The organism is Haloechinothrix aidingensis (genome assembly GCF_013450155.1).
In the GTDB taxonomy this organism is placed as follows: domain Bacteria; phylum Actinomycetota; class Actinomycetes; order Mycobacteriales; family Pseudonocardiaceae; genus Haloechinothrix; species Haloechinothrix aidingensis.
In genome coordinates, this window is sequence record NZ_JACCKD010000001.1 from 73,274 (window position 1) to 91,370 (window position 18,097).

The 18,097-nt window shown below is 68.1% G+C and carries 18 protein-coding genes; 12 read left to right on the forward strand and 6 right to left on the reverse strand.

Annotation, left to right across the window (positions count from 1 at the left end; translation table 11 throughout):
- The first annotated feature begins 105 nt into the window (after positions 1–105).
- The 12 genes from H0B56_RS00295 (at position 106) to H0B56_RS00355 (ending at position 13,938) form a co-directional block, all read left to right on the forward strand.
- Positions 106–1,653: a glycosyltransferase family 87 protein gene (locus tag H0B56_RS00295; RefSeq protein WP_180891618.1), complete on the forward strand. Its 1,548-nt coding sequence runs from the start codon at positions 106–108 to the stop codon at positions 1,651–1,653.
- A gap of 93 nt (positions 1,654–1,746) precedes the next feature.
- Positions 1,747–2,694, forward strand: coding sequence for a hypothetical protein (locus H0B56_RS00300; protein WP_180890902.1), 948 nt, complete (start codon positions 1,747–1,749; stop codon positions 2,692–2,694).
- Positions 2,695–2,785: 91 nt separating this feature from the next.
- Positions 2,786–3,769 carry a hypothetical protein gene (locus tag H0B56_RS00305; RefSeq protein WP_180890903.1) on the forward strand — a complete coding sequence of 328 codons (984 nt, stop codon included), beginning with the start codon at positions 2,786–2,788 and terminating at the stop codon, positions 3,767–3,769.
- Between the two features lie 108 nt (positions 3,770–3,877).
- Positions 3,878–4,189 (forward strand): 30S ribosomal protein S6, encoded by a 312-nt coding sequence (rpsF, locus tag H0B56_RS00310; RefSeq protein WP_180890904.1) that lies wholly within the window; start codon positions 3,878–3,880, stop codon positions 4,187–4,189.
- 11 nt (positions 4,190–4,200) lie between these two features.
- Positions 4,201–4,698: a single-stranded DNA-binding protein gene (locus H0B56_RS00315; protein ID WP_180890905.1), complete on the forward strand. Its 498-nt coding sequence runs from the start codon at positions 4,201–4,203 to the stop codon at positions 4,696–4,698.
- A 158-nt stretch (positions 4,699–4,856) separates the two neighbouring features.
- Positions 4,857–5,105, forward strand: coding sequence for a 30S ribosomal protein S18 (gene rpsR, locus H0B56_RS00325; RefSeq protein WP_089299420.1), 249 nt, complete (start codon positions 4,857–4,859; stop codon positions 5,103–5,105).
- A gap of 11 nt (positions 5,106–5,116) precedes the next feature.
- Complete coding sequence (gene rplI / locus H0B56_RS00330; RefSeq protein WP_180890907.1) at positions 5,117–5,575, forward strand: 50S ribosomal protein L9; 459 nt, start codon at positions 5,117–5,119, stop codon at positions 5,573–5,575.
- Positions 5,576–6,264: 689 nt separating this feature from the next.
- On the forward strand, positions 6,265–10,065 hold the full coding sequence (locus H0B56_RS00335) for a replicative DNA helicase (RefSeq protein ID WP_246360800.1): 3,801 nt from the start codon (positions 6,265–6,267) through the stop codon (positions 10,063–10,065).
- Between the two features lie 147 nt (positions 10,066–10,212).
- The gene (locus H0B56_RS00340) at positions 10,213–11,211 is read left to right on the forward strand and encodes a sigma-70 family RNA polymerase sigma factor (RefSeq protein WP_180890909.1); all 999 of its coding nucleotides are present in this window, start codon (positions 10,213–10,215) and stop codon (positions 11,209–11,211) included.
- Between the two features lie 168 nt (positions 11,212–11,379).
- Positions 11,380–12,465, forward strand: coding sequence for an LCP family protein (locus tag H0B56_RS00345; RefSeq protein ID WP_180890910.1), 1,086 nt, complete (start codon positions 11,380–11,382; stop codon positions 12,463–12,465).
- A gap of 139 nt (positions 12,466–12,604) precedes the next feature.
- Positions 12,605–13,090, forward strand: coding sequence for a ferritin-like domain-containing protein (locus tag H0B56_RS00350; protein WP_180890911.1), 486 nt, complete (start codon positions 12,605–12,607; stop codon positions 13,088–13,090).
- Between the two features lie 68 nt (positions 13,091–13,158).
- The gene (locus H0B56_RS00355; RefSeq protein WP_180890912.1) at positions 13,159–13,938 is read left to right on the forward strand and encodes a dioxygenase family protein; all 780 of its coding nucleotides are present in this window, start codon (positions 13,159–13,161) and stop codon (positions 13,936–13,938) included.
- Positions 13,939–13,992: 54 nt separating this feature from the next.
- On the opposite strand, the gene H0B56_RS00360 is transcribed toward H0B56_RS00355, so the two are convergent.
- The 6 genes from H0B56_RS00360 to H0B56_RS00385 all read right to left on the reverse strand — a co-directional run bounded on the left by H0B56_RS00360 (position 13,993) and on the right by H0B56_RS00385 (position 18,065).
- Positions 13,993–14,211, reverse strand: coding sequence for a helix-hairpin-helix domain-containing protein (locus H0B56_RS00360; RefSeq protein ID WP_180890913.1), 219 nt, complete (start codon positions 14,209–14,211; stop codon positions 13,993–13,995).
- A 96-nt stretch (positions 14,212–14,307) separates the two neighbouring features.
- On the reverse strand, positions 14,308–15,330 hold the full coding sequence (locus H0B56_RS00365) for a hypothetical protein (RefSeq protein ID WP_180890914.1): 1,023 nt from the start codon (positions 15,328–15,330) through the stop codon (positions 14,308–14,310).
- Positions 15,331–15,507: 177 nt separating this feature from the next.
- Complete coding sequence (locus tag H0B56_RS00370; protein ID WP_180890915.1) at positions 15,508–16,653, reverse strand: DUF6596 domain-containing protein; 1,146 nt, start codon at positions 16,651–16,653, stop codon at positions 15,508–15,510.
- Positions 16,650–17,057, reverse strand: a complete 408-nt coding sequence (locus H0B56_RS00375; RefSeq protein ID WP_180890916.1) for a YciI family protein — start codon at positions 17,055–17,057, stop codon at positions 16,650–16,652. The genes H0B56_RS00370 and H0B56_RS00375 overlap by 4 nt, the downstream gene beginning before the upstream one ends.
- Before the next feature lie 122 nt (positions 17,058–17,179).
- The gene (locus H0B56_RS00380; protein ID WP_180890917.1) at positions 17,180–17,548 is read right to left on the reverse strand and encodes a nuclear transport factor 2 family protein; all 369 of its coding nucleotides are present in this window, start codon (positions 17,546–17,548) and stop codon (positions 17,180–17,182) included.
- Between the two features lie 163 nt (positions 17,549–17,711).
- Positions 17,712–18,065, reverse strand: a complete 354-nt coding sequence (locus tag H0B56_RS00385; protein WP_180890918.1) for a VOC family protein — start codon at positions 18,063–18,065, stop codon at positions 17,712–17,714.
- Positions 18,066–18,097: the final 32 nt, after the last annotated feature.

Genomic DNA, 18,097 nt, shown 5'->3' on the forward strand with positions numbered 1-18,097 from the left:
AATACCATCCGACTCGTGCCCAGCGATCCGCGCAGTGAGTCCCCCGGCGAGTTCCCCGGGGAATCCACCGGCGAGTGCCCCAGGGAGTCCCGGCGCAGTGCCCCGCTGCACGCCAGCGCCGAGCACCATGAGCGGGTCGTCCCGACCTGGACGGAGCCTCTCGCCGCACAGGCGAGCCACCCGTTCGGCGGCCCCCTCGGTACCCACGCCGCGGTCGGTAGGCACTGGTTCTGGACCCCGCTGCGGGTAACGCTGCTGCTGGCGATCGCGGCGCTGACGCTGGGCTGGTTCGGCAAGGCCGGGTGCGTCCAGCAGTACGAGACCGGGGAGGGGACCCTCGCACTCGACTGGCGTTCCGATCGCCAGTACGTGGCCATGTGCTACTCCGATGTCGTCCCATTGTTCGGCGCGCAGCGCCTCGACGATCCCGGCACGTTCCCCTACCGGGACGGCTGGGTCGATGGCGAGGGAACCGAGCACGAACAGCAGCGGTACATGGAGTACCCGGTGCTCACCGGGCTGTTCCAGTGGGCCAACGCGCAGATCGCGCACGCCTGGACCGACGGTGCCGATACGGCGCTGCTCCCCACCGCGCTACCCGTGGTGGTGTACTTCAACATCACGGCGCTGTGGCTGGCCGCCGCCTGGCTGGTGGTGGTCTGGGCGGTGTCGACGACCGCGCGAGGCAGACCGTGGGACGCGGCACTGGTCGCCGTCTCCCCGCTGGCGATCGTGCACGCGTTCACCAACTGGGACACCCTCGCGGTCGCGTTCGCCGCCGCCGCGATACTCGCCTGGTCCCGGCGCAAGCCCACGCTCGCCGGTGTGCTGCTCGGGCTCGGCGGGGCGGCCAAGCTCTACCCGCTGTTCCTTCTCGTGCCGCTGCTCCTGCTGTGCCTGCGCGCACGCAAGCTCCGCACCTGGCTGCGCACAGCGGTGTTCACCGTCCTAGCCTGGACCGCGGTGAACCTGCCCATCGCCCTGCTCTATCCACAGGGCTGGCGGGAGTTCCTCCGGCTCAACTCCGAGCGCGGGATGGACCCGGACTCCCTCTACAACGTCATCTCGTACTTCAGCGGATGGCCGGGTTTCGACGGCGAACTCGCCCCCGGTGAGACCCCGGTGATACTCAACGCCGTCAGCGCGGGGCTGTTCGTCGCCTGCTGTGCCGGCATCGCGTGGGTCGCGCTGTCGGCCCCGGTACGTCCCCGGCTGGCACAGCTGTGTTTCCTCCTTGTCGCCGCGTTCCTGATCACCAACAAGGTGTGGAGCCCGCAGTTCTCCCTGTGGCTGGTGCCACTGGCCGTGCTCGCGCTCCCGCACTGGCGGCTACTGCTCGGCTGGATGGTGCTGGACGCGCTGGTATGGGTCCCCCGCATGTACTACTTCCTGGGGACGGACAACATGGGCCTGCCCGAGGGGTGGTTCCTCACCGCGGTCGTCCTGCGCGACCTCGCGGTGCTCGGGCTGAGCGCGCTGATCATCTACCAGATCTACCGGCCGAGCACGGATCTCGTGCGGCAGCACGGCGCGGACGACCCGGCCGGCGGGGTACTCGACCGTGCCCGCGACTCCGTCACGCTCGGCGCGAAGGCGAAGAAGGCCCGTACCCCAGCCGCGTCCCTGGTCGCCGAGCACGGAAGCACACGCTGAACACTGTTTCGCGTCACGAACGTCGCCTAGCATCGTTATCAGGGTAGGAGCACGAAAGCGCGTTACCGGCGAGTGACGAGTCAGGGGAACGAGATGGGCAAGCTCAAACGGGATGTGGCCAGCTTGGGAGCGGCATCTGTGCTGCTCGCGGGCGTGTCCGCGATAGCGGTCCCCGGAACAGCGGTGGGGTCCTCGCCGCTCATCGCGGGCAGCTGTGGCGCCACCCTCGAGGGGGAGCCGGGCCAGCCGATCTCGCTGGACCTCGAATCGGCACTCGGAATCTCCGGAGCCCCGACGATCTCCCTCGGCACGGCGCAGGAAGGCACCAGCACGTTCGCCGTGCCGGAGTCGGAGCTGCTCGGCTACCTCGGCGACCTGTCACTGCTCGGCATCTCGCTCCCGTCCGTGTGCGAGGTCACGGTCACGGCCGTGAACACCGTGAGCGAGCCCGTCCAGGAGGCGACCGAACCCGTCACGGAGGCGGTCGAAGATACCACCGAGCAGCTCGGCGATACCGTGGACGACGTCGTCGGCGGCGGAGGAGGCGGGAACGACCCCGCGCCGGCACCCGGAACCGGTGGCGGCTCCGACGGGTCCGGCACGGGCGGGAAGTCCGGCGGGTCCGGAGACGCGAAGAACGACCCCGAGCCGAAGCCGAGTATGCGCTCACCGAACAGCGCCGCCTACGACAGCCGCACCGTGCCGGGGTGGAGCAACGTTCCCACCAGCATGGCAGGCGGCATGCTGCCGATGGACAGCTTCGCGTCGGTCCCGTACGCGAACAGCTCGATGGTGACCTCGCCCGGCGTGCGCTACGGCTCGGACGTTCCCGGCTACAGCCCCGAGTTCGGCCTCCTCGGCCAGGGCGAGTCCGGGGCCGAGCAGCGCGAGCTGACCAACGCGGGGAGTGCGGACGCCCTCCCGAGCCAGGGCAGCGGTACTGTAGGCGCACCGATGCTGATCGCGGTACTCGCGCTGTCGATGGCCAGCGCCGGACTCGTACGTTCGTGGGTGCTGCGCAAGGCCCTCGCGTCTGCGTGATACATATCACACACGAACGAGTGGTATCACGAACGAGAACACGTTATAACCAAGGTCAGCTCCTTTAGCCCTATTCACGGAGGACATCACCGTGCGGTTTCCCGCCTGTCTCGAGGGCCAGCCTGCCCGCAGAACCACCACCGCGCTCGGGCTGGCCGGGTTCCTCACCGGCGCGACCCTGCTGGGCACCACGGGCACCGCGGCGGCCGCGGTCAGTGCCGAGGGCTGCTCCGCGGAGATCAGCGGCTCGGTTGGTGAGTCGATCGAGCTGAGCTCCGACGCGGTACGGGACAACGTCGTCGAGTCGGTCCGTGACGGGCTGGACGCACCGCTGCTCGGCATCAAGAGTGAGCGCACACGCATGGAAGAAGCGTTCGATGCCGGCAAGTTCGACCCCATCCCGCTGGGCACCGTGCCCGACAAGGGCAGCTCGGTGCGCAGTGGCGAGACGATCGCCGAGGCCGTGCTCGACAAGATCGACAGTGTTCCCGACGTCGAGGACATCGCGGAGCGGGAGAAGAACAGGGAGCGGATCACCGACAGCGTCTCGAACGCCTGCGCGATAGCCGTGGCGGCCACCGACCACGACTCCGGCAGCGACGGCAACGACGGAGCGCGGTCCGGCGGCGACTCCCAGGGCGGTTCCGGCAGGCAGCAGGACAACGGCAGCCAGAACGGCTCGGCGCAGAACGGGCAGCGGTCCGAATCCGCCGCGGGCCACGAGCAGGACCTGCGCGAGCGCTACGAACAGTTCCAGTCCCGCAGCGGCAGTGACGCCCGCGCACCGCGCAGGGACTACGGCGACATCCCGGAGGCGCAGGCGGGTGCCGCGGAGTACGGCACGGCGCCGAGCGAGCTGTACGGCACCGACGGATCCGCGGGCTCGGCCCCGGAGTTCGGCATGCTCGGTGCCGACGAGCCGGAGGGGGATGCCGCGCAGCACCCCGGCGAGGCTGAGGCGCTCGCGGCGAGCGAGCAGCAGCCCACCATGCAGCTTCCGGTCCTGCTCGCGGTGATCGCGCTGGCCGGCACCGGTGCCGCACTGTTCCGCACCTGGGTGTTGCGCCACGTCTGAGACGCCCCTGCGACAGGGTTGCCGCGGGCGACAACTACACTGACCAGTTGGCTAAACCCTCCTGCCACGGAAGGCCCGTGGCCGTAAGCCCAGAGGAGGTGAGTGGTTGTGTCACGCCATTACGAGGTAATGGTCATTCTCGAGCCGAGCATCGACGAGCGGAAAGTCGAGTCCACGCTCGAGGAGTTCCTCAAGGTGATCCGCACCGCAGGCGGCAGCGTCGACAACATCGACATCTGGGGCCGCCGCAGGCTCGCCTATGAGATCAACAAGCACAGCGAAGGTATCTACGCGGTCGTCGACATCACCGCGGAGGCGCAGGCCGTGAAGGAGCTCGAACGGCAACTGTCGCTGCAGGAGTTCATCCTGCGCACCAAGACGGTGCGGCGCGAGACCGTCCCGCACGCGGCGAAGGCCTGAGGTGATACGCCATGGCCGGTGACACCATCATCACGGTTGTCGGCAACCTCACAGCCGATCCCGAGCTCCGCTTCACACCGTCGGGCACCGCGGTCGCGAACTTCACCGTGGCGTCCACGCCGCGGCAGTTCGACCGGCAGAGCGGTGAGTGGAAGGACGGTGAGGCGCTCTTCCTGCGCTGCAACATCTGGCGCCAGGCCGCCGAGAACGCGGCCGAGTCCCTGGCCAGGGGCATGCGCGTCGTCGTGCAGGGCAGGCTCAAGCAGCGCTCCTTCGAGACGAAGGAAGGCGAGAAGCGCACCGTCGTCGAGCTCGAAGTCGACGAGGTCGGACCGTCCCTGCGGTACGCCACCGCGAAGGTGAACAAGGTCAGCCGGGGATCCGGCAGCGGCGGGTTCGGCGGCGCGGGCGGCGGCGCGGGCGCCAGCGAGACCCCAGCCGACGACCCGTGGAGCTCCGCTCCCGCCGCGAGCGGCGGTGGCGGTTTCTCCGACGAACCACCCTTCTAAGTAGACGACCACGCTGAGATCAGGAGGGCTACTCCCCGGCGGCGAGGGTCGCCCGGACGGCGGCTCACGACGAACCGTCCCGGCTGTGACGCCGGCGAGCGGCGAGCCACCCACGACGAGTAGCCCGACTTGCTGAACAGAGACACAGGAGTACAACCGTGGCCAAGCCACCCATTCGCAAGCCGAAGAAGAAGGTCTGCATCTTCTGCGCGGCCGAGAAGCACGGCCGCTCGGAGCCGATCGACTACAAGGACACGACCCTGCTGCGCAAGTTCATCTCGGATCGCGGCAAGATCCGCGCTCGCCGGGTCACCGGCAACTGCAGCCAGCACCAGCGCAGGGTCGCCTCGGCGGTGAAGAACTCCCGCGAGATGGCCCTGCTGCCGTACACCTCGACGGCCAAGTAAGGAGGCACGTCATGGCCAAGATCATTCTGACCACGGACGTGGCCCACCTCGGCGAGCCCGGGGACATCGTCGAGGTCAAGGACGGCTACGCGCGCAACTACCTGTTGCCGCGCGGCTACGCGATCCGGTCCACCAAGGGGGCGGAGCGTACCGTCGCCGAGATCCGCCGCGCGCAGGAAGCCCGGCGTATCAGGGACCTGGATCACGCCAAGGAAATCAAGCAGACCCTCGAGGGCCTCGGCGAGGTCCCGGTGCAGGCGAAGGCGGCGAAGAACTCGAACAAGCTGTTCGGCTCGATCACGCCCGCCGACGTGGCCACCGCGGTGAAGCAAGCAGGCGGTCCCCAGCTGGACAAGCGAACGATCCAGCTGGACGGGCACATCAAGAGCGTCGGGCCCCACCCGGTCTCGGTCCGGCTGCATCCCGACGTGACGGCGTCCTTCCAGGTCGCCATCCACCCAGCGGGGTAACGCCGCGCCCCGGGCGTGTGCACACCAGTGACGGGCGGGTCCTTCCGGCACGTGAAGGGCCCGCCCGCTACTGTGCGCGGTGCCCTCGCGGTCGTATGACGACACGCCCGATGGCGATGTCGCCACGACACGCCGGGCGAATTTCCACGAAGTTATCCACAGCATGCCCACAGGGCCTGACCTGGGGTAGCTCTCTAATGGGTCACGTTTATCCCCAGGTTGTACACAGGTATCAACAAGCCTGTGGTTGAACAGGCCCACTACTCCCCAGGCAGTGCACAGCAAGCTCCACAAGCGGCTTTGCACCGGGCCAGCACAACGCCGTAACGTGCTTGCGGAACGACCCGACGATCGCCTGGGGATCCCGAGAGTTCTCCGCATCTCGACCGGCAGGACGCCCCGCGACGGGCCCGATCGGCCGGCAGCGGTGAAGGGTCCGGCATACGAACTGGAGACTGTGGAGTCCGTCGTGTGTCTACGCTGGCCGCGACTCAGGCGAGCTGGAACAATCGAACTTCCGTTCGATAGCACAGGAGGTGCCTGTACCCGTGGCGCTCACCGATGACCGCAGCGCGGACTTCGCCACTTCCGACAGCGGCCCGGGCGGGCCGTCCGGCCATTCCGGGGGCAACGGCTTCGACCGGCAACCGCCGCAGGACGTGACCGCCGAGCAGTCGGTGCTCGGCGGGATGCTGCTGTCCAAGGACGCGATCGCCGATGTCGTCGAGGTCCTCCGGCCCGAGGACTTCTACCGGCCGGCGCACCAGGCTGTCTACGAGTGCGTGCTCGACCTGTACGGGCGTGGCGAGCCTGCCGACCCGATCACGGTGTCCGCCGAGCTCGAACGCAGGGGCGAGCTGGGGCGCGCGGGCGGCGCCCCGTACCTGCACACCCTGATCGCCACGGTGCCGACCGCGGCCAACGCCGCCTACTACGCCGAGATCGTGTCCAACAAGGCCGTGCTGCGCAGGCTGGTCGAGGCGGGCACGCGGATCGTGCAGTTCGGCTACGGGGCATCGGAGACCGCTGGTGACGACGTCAGCGAGATCGTCGACCGCGCGCAGGCAGCCATCTACGAGGTCACCGAGCGCCGCACGAGCGAGGACTACGTGGCGCTGGAGGAGCTGCTCCAGCCCACCATGGACGAGATCGACGCGATCGCATCGCGCGGCGGCCAGGCGGAGGGCATAGCGACGGGCTTCGCCGATCTCGACCACGTCACCAACGGGCTGCACGCCGGGCAGATGGTCATCATCGCGGCGCGCCCGGGTGTCGGCAAGGCTCTCGCGCTCTCCACTCCGCTACCGACACCGGACGGTTGGACGACCATGGGTGAGGTCGCCGTCGGTGACCAGTTGATCGGCGCCGACGGGCGGCCGACACGGGTTGTCGACGCGACCGACGTGCTGCGCGAGCGGCCGTGTTACGAAGTGGAGTTCTCGGACGGCTCGGTTCTCGTGGCCGACGCACAGCATCAATGGCTCACTGAGACACGCGCGTCCCGACGCAGCGCTCAGCAGGCGCGTACGGGGTACAACCGCTACAAGAACCAGCGAACGTTCGCCGAGGTCCGGACGACCAGCGAGATCGCGTCAACCCTTCGCTGTGTGACCGCCGATCGCCGCCTCAACCATTCGGTCATCAACTGCCGACCGATGCAACTACCTCAGCGAGACGTCCCCATCCCCCCCTATGTACTCGGGGTGTGGCTCGGTGACGGTCATGCAGCGAGTGCGCGGTTCACAACGGCGGATCCGGAGATTACCTGTCACGTAGAAGCCGAGGGCATCGATGTCGTGCCGTGCGGCGATTTGCTGTACCGCCTCTGCTTCCCGGCGCCTGAGCCCGTCACCAACACCCGGGAGTGCGTCGTCTGCGGTACGGAGTTCATTCCGCGAACGAGCCAGGTCCGAACCTGCGGTCGCTCGTGCGGAGGCCGGGCCCGATTCATCTCGCCACCAGTTCCTCCACCAACGTGTCCCGATTGCGGCCGCCCGTCCTCGGGGGGTCGACTGTGCCAGCAATGCCGTCATGAACACGGCACAGTGCAGGCTGTATTGCGCTCCATGAACGTGTTGGGGAACAAGCACGTCCCGGCTGACTACCTGCGGGGTTCCGAGCAACAGCGTCGTGCCCTCCTGGCCGGCCTCCTGGACACGGACGGAACGGTGAGCGGCGGTGGTGCTGTTCAGTTCACGACAACCAACCACCGCCTCGCCGAGCAGGCCCGTGAGCTCATCGTCAGCCTCGGCTACCGTTGCGGCACGGCGACGAAACGCGTGCGCGGCCGGGATGAGAGTTCCTCGATCGCTTATCAGCTCACCTTCAGCACTGAGGACGACGTCTTCCGCCTGGAACGCAAGCGAATCACACACAAGGAACGTCGCAGGGCCGCCGACACAGCTCGCTCGGACTCACGGTTCATCGTGGATGTTCGACCTATCGCCAGCGAACCAGTGCGGTGCGTAGAGGTGGCAGCCGAGGACCACATGTACCTGGCCGGGCGGTCGATGATTCCGACACACAACTCGACGCTGGGGCTGGATTTCGCGCGGTCGTGCTCGATCAAGCAAGGGATGAGCAGCGTGATCTTCTCGCTCGAGATGGGGCGCACCGAGATCGTCATGCGCATGCTCTCCGCCGAGGCGAAGATCCGCCTGCAGGACATGCGCGGTGGCCGGATGAGCGACGACGACTGGACCCGGCTGGCCAGGCGGATGAGCGAGATCAGCGAGGCTCCGCTGTTCATCGACGACTCGCCGAACATGACCATGATGGAGATCCGGGCCAAGGCGCGCAGGCTACGGCAGCGGCACGACCTGCAACTGATCGTCGTGGACTACATGCAGCTGATGACCTCCGGCAAGCGCGTCGAGTCCCGGCAGCAGGAAGTCTCCGAGTTCTCCAGGCAGCTCAAGCTGCTCGCCAAGGAGCTCGAGGTACCGCTGGTGGCGATCAGCCAGCTCAACCGTGGTCCGGAACAGCGGACCGACAAGCGCCCCATGCTCGCCGACCTGCGCGAGTCCGGCTGCCTCACGCGCGGTACCCGGATACTGCGCGCCGATACGGGGACGGAAACGACGATCGGTGAGCTACTGGACTCCGGCGAACGCCCGGTGGTCTGGTCGCTCGACGAACGGATGCGTCTTGTGCCGCGGGCTATGCCGAAGGTGTTTCCCAGCGGCACCAAGGAGGTCTTCCGATTACGGACAACGTCCGGGCGCGAGGTCGAGGCGAGCGCGAATCACCCGTTCCTCACCGTGGACGGATGGTTGCCCCTCGGGGAGCTCACGGAACGAGATCGGATCGCTGTGCCCCGGAGCGTGCCGGAACCGCTGGAGCAACGGGAACTCCCGCATCCCGAGATAGTCATGTTGGCGCACCTGATCGGTGACGGGTCCTTCGTTCGCCGACAGCCGATCCGCTATGCCAGCGTCGACGAAGCGAACCTCAATGCGGTCAGCGACGCCGCGCAACACTTCGGGGTAACGGCGGTCCGGGACGAGCACGCGAAGGCGCGATGCGTCTCGCTGCGCCTGCCGTCACCGCACCGGCTCACACACGGTAAGAGGAACCCGATCGCGTCCTGGCTCGACCAACTCGGCCTGTTCGGCCTGCGTAGTCACGAGAAGTTCGTGCCAGACGTTGTCTTCCAACTGCCCCGTGAACAGATCGCGTTGTTCCTGCACCACCTGTGGGCCACCGACGGATCGGCGCGCTGGGACGACACCGCAGGGCAGGCACGTATCTACTACGCCTCGACCAGTAGGAGACTTGTCGACAACGTCTCTCAGCTCCTGCTCCGTGTGGGCGTGCTCAGCCGCATCAAGCGGGTCCACAAGCCGGGCTACCGCGACGGCTGGCACCTGTACGTCTACGGTGCCGACAACCAGCTGCGGTTCCTGGAGGAGGTTGGTGTGCACGGCGCGCGCGGCTTGGTCGCGCACGAGATCGTCCGGAAGCTGCGGTCAATCGTGGGTAACACCAACTCCGATACCGTCCCGCGCGAGGTGTGGGAGAGGGTTCGCACCCTGCTTGCCGCGAGGCAGATGACGCACCGAGAGTTCGCCGAGGCCATGAGCTCGCGGTTCTGTGGCTCCACGATGTGGAAGCACGCTCCCAGCCGGTCGCGGCTTGCCCGGGCGGCTGCCGTGCTCGATGACGCGGAGCTGGATCTGCTCGCGACGAACGACGTGTTCTGGGACGAGATAGCCGAGATCACCAGTCTTGGCCAGCAAGAGGTGTATGACGCCACGGTCCCCGGAACGAACAACTTCGTCGCCAACGGCGTCGCCGTGCACAACTCGCTGGAGCAGGACGCCGACATCGTGCTGCTGATCAACCGGCCGGACGCCAGCGAGCAGGACGACCCTCGTGCGGGCGAGGCCGACCTGATCCTGGCCAAGCACCGCGCGGGACCGACGAGCACGGTGACGGTCGCTCACCAGCTGCACTACAGCCGCTTCGCCGACCTCGCCCAGGGCTTCTGACCACGTTTCCCCTCTCGCACACACGGTGCAGCGGCGGGCGGTCACGATGCCCCCGGACTTCGTTGCGAAAAGCGGTCCCATTCCGGACGTTCTTGGCATAGGCTCGCGTTGACACGTTGCGTTTCGGCGTGAAGGGGAGCGAACGCCATGACAGCTGTAGCGGAGAAGGACGAGTTCCTGTCCCAGGCCGACTCGTACCGGCACGAGTTGCTCGCGCACTGCTACCGGATGCTCGGGTCGGTCTACGACGCCGAGGATCTCGTGCAGGACACGTACCTGCGGGCGTGGCGGTCGTACGGGTCGTTCGAGGGGCGTTCGTCCGTGCGCACCTGGCTCTACCGGATCGCGACGAACACCTGCCTGACCGCGTTGGAGTCGCGTAACCGCCGTCCCCTGCCGACCGGCCTCGGCGGCCCCAGTCCGGAGCCGGAAACCGAGCTGTCCGAACGCACGGAAGTGCCGTGGCTGGAGCCGCTGCCGGACGATGCCATCGACTCCGACGGAGCCGATCCCGCCGCGGTGGCCGTCTCCAGGGAAAGCGTGCGCCTGGCGCTCGTCGCCGCCCTGCAGCACCTGCCACCACGCCAGCGGGCCGTGCTGATCCTGCGGGATGTGCTGAAGTGGCGCGCCGCCGAGGTCGCCGACCTGCTGGACATCTCCACAGCCGCGGTGAACAGTTCCCTGCAACGTGCCCGTGCGCAGCTGGCCAAGGTCGCTCCCGATCTGGACAGCAAGCCGGAGCCACTCAGCCCCGAACAGCGCGACCTACTCGACCGGTACGTCACCGCGTTCGAGATGAAGGACATCAACGAGATCGTCTCGCTGTTCACCTCGGAGGCGGTATGGGAGATGCCGCCGTACCCCGAGTGGTTCGTCGGCGCCGAGAACATCGGCAGGGTGATCGACTCCCAGTGCCCGGCCGGGCCCGACGACATGCGGCTGATCCGCACCAACTCGAACGGCCGGCCGGCGTTCGGCGTGTACATGCGCGACGCCACGGACGGGGCTTTCCACCCCTTCCAGATCCAGGTGCTCGAGTTCTCCGGGGAGGCCGTCGGGCACGTGGTGACGTTCTTCGACCTGAGGCTGTTCGAGACGTTCGGGCTGCCCGAGGTGTACCCGGCCGACGGTTCGGCCGGAGGGTGATCCCGCGCGACCCGCGCACCACTGACCGGCCCTCCGGGCCGCCGGACCGATAACGATTCGCCTGAACCGTTGCGTTTCGAACCGTTCGGCCGATAAGCCCGGTTCACGAACCGTCCCGCGCGCCCGTCGAAGCCGACCGGGTGCGCCACGAGCACGGAAGGTCCGGGCATGGCCGAACGCGCATCCACCGACAGCGACAACGACGGCACCGAGCGGCCGAAGCCCCGCAAGCGCCTTCGCCGGACCCGCAGGGTCGCGCTCGTCCTGGTCGCCATCCTGCTGGTGCTCGGCGGTGGTGCCGCCGGTGGGCTATACCTGATCAGCGAGAACCTTGCCGGAAACGTGGAACGGGTGCCCTCGGTGTTCGACGAGCTCGACCCGGACGAACGGCCCGAGCCTGCCGAAGGGTCCGACGACGGGGCCCGCACGTTCCTGCTGGCCGGGATCGACTCCCGGTCCACAGAGCCCACGACGGGGGGAGAAGCCACCGGCTCGTCGGCCCTCGACGGGGGTGCGCGCAGCGACGCCATCGTGGTGGTGCGCCTCGAGGCGGACGGCGAGAGCGCGACGGTGGTCTCGATCCCGCGGGACTCCTGGGTTCCCGTTCCGGGACACGGGCACACGAAGATCAACGCGGCCTTCGCCCACGGTGGTCCCGGCCTGCTCGTGCACGCCCTGGAGGAGCTGACCGAGGTGCGCATCGACCATTTCGCGGTCATCGACTTCGCGGGGTTCGAAGGCATGACCGACGCGGTGGGCGGTATCGAGGTGGAGGTCGAGTCGGCGACGAGCTACGAGGGAGTGGAGTTCGAGGCCGGTGTCAACCATCTCGGCGGGGAGGAAGCCCTCGCCTACGTTCGCCAGCGAAAGGACCTTCCACACGGGGACCTGGACCGGGTACGGCGGCACCAGAGGGCGCTGCGCGCGCTGCTCGGCGAGGCCATGTCCGGCGAGACGATGCGCAGCCCCACGCGCGCCTACGAGCTGCTGGACACGGTGTCCCGGTGGGTCAGTGTCGACGACACCCTGACCAACAGCAGGCTGCGCTCGCTCGTGCTGGAGCTGCGATCGTTGCGCTCGCACAACGTGACCTTCTTGACCGCCCCGGTGGCCGGTACCGGCAGGGAGGGAGAGCAGTCGGTCGTCTACCTCGACCAGCAACGTGGTTCCCGGTTGTGGAGCGCGCTGCGCGAGGGCCGTATCGACGCCTATGCCAGCGCCAACCCGGACGACGTGCTCGGCGGCGTCCCCTGATCGCCTGCGAGCCGCTCACCCGGACGCGCGAGACCGGCTCGCTGCCGCGGCCCGCACCGGCCACCATCGGCGTAACCAGCCGGCCCGCTGGGTACCCCGGCAGTAGCCGGATCCGAATCGACGAGGAGGTGCGACGGTCGTGACTCCGAAGGAACGCATCACCGGCGCGTTGAACGGCGCTGACCGCGATGCCACCGGGAAGGCCCTGCAGGACACGCTGGTCGAGCTGGTCGACCTGCACCTGTCGGCCAAGCAGGCACACTGGAACGTGGTCGGGCGGTTCTTCCGCGATGTCCATCTCCAGCTCGACGAGCTCGTGACCACCGCGCGGGACTACGCGGACAGTGTCGCCGAGCGCAGCGCCGCCCTCGGTGTGCCGCCGGACGGGCGGTCCGGCACCGTGGCCGGGGAGTCGAACCTGCCGAAGCTCGACGCGGGTTGGCATGCCGACCGGGACGTCGTCGAGTACATCGTGCGGTGCCTGGAGACGACCATTCACCGGCTGCGCGCGCGGATCGACGAGACCGACAAGACCGACCAGGTCACCCAGGACCTGCTGATCGCGCTCGCCGCCAAGCTGGAGGAGTCGCACTGGATGTGGCAGGCCCAGCTGGCGGATAGCTGACGAGTCCCTCCGGGTGAGCCCGAGCACGGTGTATAGTTGTAGTTGAATCTTCAACTAAGGAGCTGGTGATGGTTCCGCACCGCATGCCCGTGCTCTACCTCAGCCACGGAGCACCCCCGCTCGCCGAGGACGCCACCTGGAAGGCCGAGCTGGCCGCCTGGTCCGCGCGGCTACCCCGGCCGCGCGCGATCCTGATGATCTCCGCGCACTGGGAGGAGGCACCGCTGACGATCGGTACGACCACGACCCGGCCGCTGGTGTACGACTTCTGGGGCTTCCCGGAACGCTTCTACCGGGTGACCTACCCGGCCCCCGGTGCGCCCGAGCTCGCCGACCGCGTCCGCGAGCTGGTCGGGGGTGCGCACGCGGTGCGTGACGCGCCCGACAGGGGACTCGATCATGGCGCGTACGTGCCGCTGGTGGAGATGTTCCCGGACGCCGACGTGCCCGTGCTGCAGGTGTCCATGCCCACGCTCGACCCGAGCGCGCTGCACGCGGTGGGCGAGCGCCTGGCACCGCTGCGCGAGGAGGGCGTGCTGATCGTCGGCAGTGGCTTCTTCACCCACAACCTCAGCCGCATCGACATGGGCGGCAGCAGCGACGTCGCCCCGCCGAGCTGGTCTGCCGAGTTCGACGAGTGGGGAGCCGAGGCGCTGCACGCCGGTGACGTGGACAGTCTGCTGGATTTCCTGCACACCGCCCCGGCGCCGGGGCTGGCGCATCCGAGCACCGAACACTTCGCCCCGCTGTTCGTCTCGCTCGGAGCAGCCTCGGACAGCGCGTCGGCGACGACCACCGTGGACGGCTACTGGTACGGGCTGGCCAAACGCTCCGTGCAGTTCAGCTGAGCGGCCGTCCGGCCGGTCGGTCAACGCGATCCGGTTCAGCAGGCGCTAGGTCGCTTAGCTCCCTTTGTCATCGAGGCCCTTCGCCGCCAGCGCCTCGCCGAGGATGGCGATCGCCTTGGGGCCAACGCCGTGGATGGCCAGCAGCTCCTTCTTCGAATGGTCGGCCACCCGCTGCAGGCTGGTGATGCCATTGAGGGAGAGTTCGCGGGCGGCCGTCTTGCCGATCTCGTCCGGGAGATCCCCGACCGGACGCACGTCGGGTGTGGCGGCCATACCGTGTCCTTCCGGTCAGTCGAGCGTGAACGCCAGACTAGCGACGGCGGGTGGTCCGAGCAACCGGACGAAACACGACAAGCCGAGCAGCACCACTCACGAGTGATCGCCGCCGTCGCTGGACTCGTCCACTGCGTTGGGCGACGACGTCTCATCAGGAACCGTGTGCTTGTTGACTTCCGGAAACTTCTGGCGAACCAGTTCGATCGATGAGTCAGGGCTCAGGTCGAATGTTTCCAGTAGCCAGCGCATTCGTTGGTCACGCATGACGCCGCGTACCTGCTCGTCGCTCAGCGTCGCTGTCGGGATGAGCTTCTCCAGCGGCGAGTCTCCCCGCTCCTCGGCCTCCTGCCGCTTCTCCGCCAGCAACTCCTGTGCCTCGGTGCGCCGGGCACGCCGGTCGGGTTCGAGGAACTGCTGCACCGTCCCTTCTCGCGTGCTCAGCCCGTCGACCTGATCCAGCTCCAGCTCTCGCCAGGCATTCCGGTTCACCCGCGCCCCACCAGCGACCGAATGCAGGATTCCGTTATACACCAGATCCCACATACGCCGATCCATCTGGAAATCCATCAGGGGAGCCCGCACCGTCGACAACACATCCGACAACACCAGGATCCGCGTACCCCCAGTCCGATACCCCACATCGATACGCGTCAACTCATACAGGTTCACGAACTCCTTCTGCCGCACAAGGCGAAACCACACCTTCTCCCGCTGAAACCAATCGGCCCCAGCAGCATCCACCTCATACGTCCCCGGCCGAGCACCGATCAACGCAGCAACCACGACCAGCAACCACGTAAACCAGAACGTCCAGATCCCCAAACCATCCCCCTGCGCAAGCGACACCAACGACAACCCAGCGGCCGTCATCCCAGCCAGCACAGCCCCAGCGAGCACCTTCCGCCGAGCATTCCCCCGATGCCACGCCAACACCGGCCCCAACCCCGACGGCGGATCCGGCTTGGCCGACACCCGAAGATCCCGATAACGATCCTCCTCCGGCAACACATCCGGACCCCGAAACGCCCTCCCCGCAGGCGGAAACGGCTCACCCGACTGCGGATCAGGTCTCGACGGCAGATTCGGAAACTCCATCGGGACGCCCTCTGCGGTCATGGATCAGCCTCGTCGCTTCTTGGTGTGCCTAGCGTGTGTCGTAACACCGAAGATCCGGGTACAGCTCTTCCTCCTCCGGGTGCGGTGTGAAGAAGTCGACAACAGCACCGCGACCAATACTTCCGAGGGTCGACCCGCCTACGGCCCCGACCCAAGCGCTGGTCGGAGCCCTCCCGCTCACGGCAGCAACAGTTGCCGTACCCGTGCGGCTTCGCGGGTCAAGTGGTCGCGCTCCGGCACGCTGGTCGCGGCGCGGGAAGCCTCGGCATACAGCTCGGCGGCGCGCTCGAGGTCACCGGCACGTTCGTGCAGGTATGCCGTCACCGCGGCGTAACGGGGCAGGTTGGGGTCCACGTCAGCCAGCGCCGCCAGGCCGGCTTGCGGCCCGTCGGCCTCGCCGACGGCCACCGCGCGGTTGAGCCGCACCACCGGGCTGTCGGTGCAAAGCAGCAGTTCGTCGTACCACTCCACGATCTGTACCCAGTCCGTCTCGGAGGTGCTCCTGGCGTCCGCGTGCAGGGCGGCGATCGCGGCCTGCGCCTGGTACTCGCCCAGCCGGTCACGGGCCAGCGCCGCCTGCAGGATCATCACCCCCTCGGCGATCAGGCCGGTGTCCCAGCGCGAGCGGTCCTGCTCGGCGAGCGGCACCAGGCGACCTCCCGGGCCGGTGCGCGACGCGCGCCGCGCGTGATGCAGCAGCATGAGCGCGAGCAGCCCCGCGACCTCGGGCTCGTCGGTCAGGGCGGCGAGATGACGGGCGAGGCGGATCGCCTCGGCCGCCAGGTCGACGTCCCCGCCATACCCCTCGTTGAACACGAGATAGAGCACCCGGAGCACCGTCGGCAGGTCGCCGGGCTGGTCGAGCCGCAGCCCCGCGATCCGCCGCTTGGCCCGGCTGATCCGCTGCGCCATGGTCGACTCGGGAACGAGGTACGCCGTCGCGATCTGGCGCGTCGTCAGGCCACCGACCGCCCGCAGTGTGAGGGCGACGGCCGAGGCCGGGGGCAGTGTGGGGTGCGCACACAGGAAGTAGAGCCGCAGCGTGTCGTCCGTGGCCGGCACCGGGCCCGGCGGGGGCTCGACCTCCACGTCAAGCTCCCGTCCCCGCCGGGACGCCACGGCGCGGGCGGCGTCGACGTACTTGCGCCACGCGACCGTGACCAGCCATCCCTTCGGATCGCGCGGTGGATCGTCCGGCCATGTCTCCAGCGCACGGATCAAAGCTTCCTGCACGGCATCCTCGGCCGACGCGAAGTCGGCTCCACGCCGGACGAGGACACCGATCACCGCAGGCACCAGCTCCCGCAGCAGCGACTCGTTCACTCGGTCACCGTGGGCTGCTCGGACAGGAACGGGCGCACCTCGAGCCACTCGTGGATCGGCTCGCCGCCTGCCCCTGGAGCGGCCGACAGCTCCCCGGCCAGCGTGACAGCACGGTCCCAGGACTCCACGTCGATGACCATCCAGCCGGCGATGAGGTCCTTGGTCTCGGCGAACGGGCCATCGGTCACCGGTGGCCGCCCCTCGCCGTCATACCGCACGAACGCGCCCTCGGGCGCCAGCGCTTGCCCGTCGACGAACTCACCCGTCTCTTCCAACCGAGCGGCGAAGTCGTTCATGTACTGCACGTGCGCGTCGACCTCCTCCGGCGTCCATTGGTCCATCGGCACAAAGTCACCAACGGGGGCCGGGCCACCTCGGTAGTGCTTCAGCAGCAGGTACTTCATGACAGTTCTCCTTCTTCGTCGCGCGGCCCGTCGTGGCCACTCTCGCCCCTGGGACGGAGCCGACGCCACATTCTCGACACCCGGAGGCGTGCCGATTTCCACGGGACACGGGCGGCGACCGGCTACTGAACGTCGTCCTCGTGGAGTGGGACGACCCAGGCACGCCGCTCACAGATGAGTCCGTCACGCATCACGAAGACTTCGGCCGTCGAAATGCGCTGCACGGATCCGTCTTGTTGCGGCACGCGCCCCACGAGTTCGGCCATGACCGTGTCATCCTCCTCGACCAGGCGCACGACCTCCAGGTCGGGACTCCCAGCGAATCCCGGACCTTCGATGGCCGCGTCGTAAGCGGCCTTCCCCTCGATACGGAACGCGCCGAAAACCGTCCACCTGATGTCGTCGGTCAAACAGCCGAGGATCTGCGCATGGTCAGTGCGACGGAAACCGTCGAGGTAGCGCTCAACGGTCTCGTTGTTCCGGCTGTGCATCGTCACGCTCCTTCGTCGAAGAGATCGGTCACCGAGGTTGACCGATCTCTTCTCGGAAAGTCACCGGCCAGCCGGTATCGCGGTCGTCACGTCGAGACAGCCCGCATCCCCGCCCGCACGTGCGGTCCAACGACCGGGGACGAGCCGGTCCCATGACGTCCGGTCAGGGCAGGTGTGCGAGCACGTTGACGACCGTGCCGCTGGGGTCCTCCACGAAGAAGCGGCGCACGCCCCAGGGCTCGTCGGTGAGCGGGTAGACCACACGCGAGCCACGGCGCACGACCTCGGCGTGGGCCGCGTCGACCGCTGCCGGATCACCCACGTCGATCCCGAAGCGGGGCTGCGGATCCTCCATCCCGCGTGGCAGCACGACGACCTGTCCCGTGGGGCCGGTGGGCGCTCGCAAGCCCAGCACCGGGTCTTCCATCGCTACCTCGAGCCCGAACACCTCGACGTAGAAGTCGCGGGACGCGGCAATATCATCTCCGTCTGCGTAAGAAACGAGTCTGCTAATCACCGCCGCATCATCGCAGCCACGCTCCCCATCCG